At 34.5% G+C, this 1430-nt stretch carries 2 protein-coding genes; both read right to left on the bottom strand.

What is annotated here, in order from left to right; all coding sequences use genetic code 11:
* Nucleotides 1–30: 30 nt before the first annotated feature.
* Nucleotides 31–870 (bottom strand): IS3 family transposase, encoded by an 840-nt coding sequence (locus AC1RPU_RS07580; RefSeq protein ID WP_481761996.1) that lies wholly within the window; start codon nt 868–870, stop codon nt 31–33.
* A gap of 26 nt (nt 871–896) precedes the next feature.
* On the bottom strand, nt 897–1382 hold the full coding sequence (locus tag AC1RPU_RS07575) for a helix-turn-helix domain-containing protein (RefSeq protein WP_481761995.1): 486 nt from the start codon (nt 1380–1382) through the stop codon (nt 897–899).
* Nucleotides 1383–1430: the final 48 nt, after the last annotated feature.

The following is a 1430-nucleotide window of genomic DNA, read 5'->3' as shown; positions in this document are numbered from 1 at the left end:
TGAAGTGAACCCCAAAAGTTGGAGTAAATATTAAGCGATCATCTGGTCGGTATGTTTTCGATATTCAATCGGAGACATACCGGCCAGTTTTATTTTAATTCTTTTATGATTGTAATAATCAATATAATTTTTTATGGCTACTTTTAAAGCTTCGTATGTCGCATAATCGTGATTATGAACTGTCCCAACTTTTAAAATATGAAAGAAGCTTTCAGCACATGCATTATCTAAACAAGTCGCTTTGCGACTCATACTTTGAAAAATTTTTGCTGATTTGATAATCTCTGTATAACGGCTGTTCTGATATTGAAATCCTTGATCAGAGTGAACTGTCATTCGATAACTGAGATTTGAACGTTTATTGATTAACCGTTTTAGTGGTTCTGTCACAAACTCCACCGTTGGGTGGAGGCTAATTGACCATTGAAGGACTTCACTATTAAATAAATCAATATATGCCGTAAAATAAGCTCTTTCATTTGTACTTTTATTTCCCCATCGTAGTTCAGTGACATCAGTTACTATTTTTTGATAGGATCTATCAGTCTTAAAACGTCGGTTTAAAAGATTGGAAGCTATTTTACCAACAGTTCCTTTATATGAATTATATCTTTTCGTTTTTCGTTCGTAAGCGTGACATAGGAGTTTGTTTTCTCGCATTATTCTCAACACGGTTTTGTGATTGATTTTAATGCCTATGTTACGTAACTCACTTGTTACGGGACGATACCCATAATCAGAATGCCCTTCACAAATTGTTTTAATCGTTTCAATCAGTTCTTTTGAATCTTGTTGGTACTCTCGTTTACAAGCATCATGGTAGCTACTGCTGGACATCAGTCCAGCTTTTAATACGGTTGCCAACTTAATCTGTAATTCACACCTTAACTCAGTGATTATCTGGGCTTTTTCTTGGTTTTTAATCTTTGTTTTTTCTGTATTAAGGCGTCCAATTTTTCCAAGTACGCTACCCGTGCCCTTAGAAAGTCATTTTCTTCTTGTAATTGTTTTGAAGTTTTTGGATTTTTTGATTTAGTCATTTTAGGCAGTTTTCCTTTTGAAGTTTTTAAGCGACCTTGTACCAGTTTCTTTTCCCAGTCCCAAATCACGACAGGATTCTTAATTTTAAAATGACGTGCTGTAACCGGAAAAGAAGCCCTATGTTTTAATCGCCAGTGAATGACCTTCATTTTATAGGAATAATCATAAAATGTCTTCCCTAAATTATTTTCTAAGCCTTGAATCCCAAACATTTTAAAATGATCCAACCATTGATAAATAGTTGCAGATCCCTTGATTCCATACTTCTTCATTAGTAAACCGGCTGGTTTACCTTTCAAATATTCTTTTAGAACTTTTTTCTTTATTTCAACTGTGAACATAGTAAAACCCCCTGAGTTAGATTTCTCCAACTCAGGGGGTTCACTTCA

Source organism: Dellaglioa sp. CoH-55-MRSF-7 (genome assembly GCF_056782235.1).
The sequence above is the reverse complement of the archived record's forward strand: the minus strand, read 5'-3'. Positions and strand labels throughout refer to the sequence as shown.

Coding starts and splice junctions, on each gene's coding strand:
- AC1RPU_RS07575 (WP_481761995.1), bottom strand. CDS start 1,382: ATGTTCACAGTTGAAATAAAGAAAAAAGTTCTAAAAGAATATTTGAAA.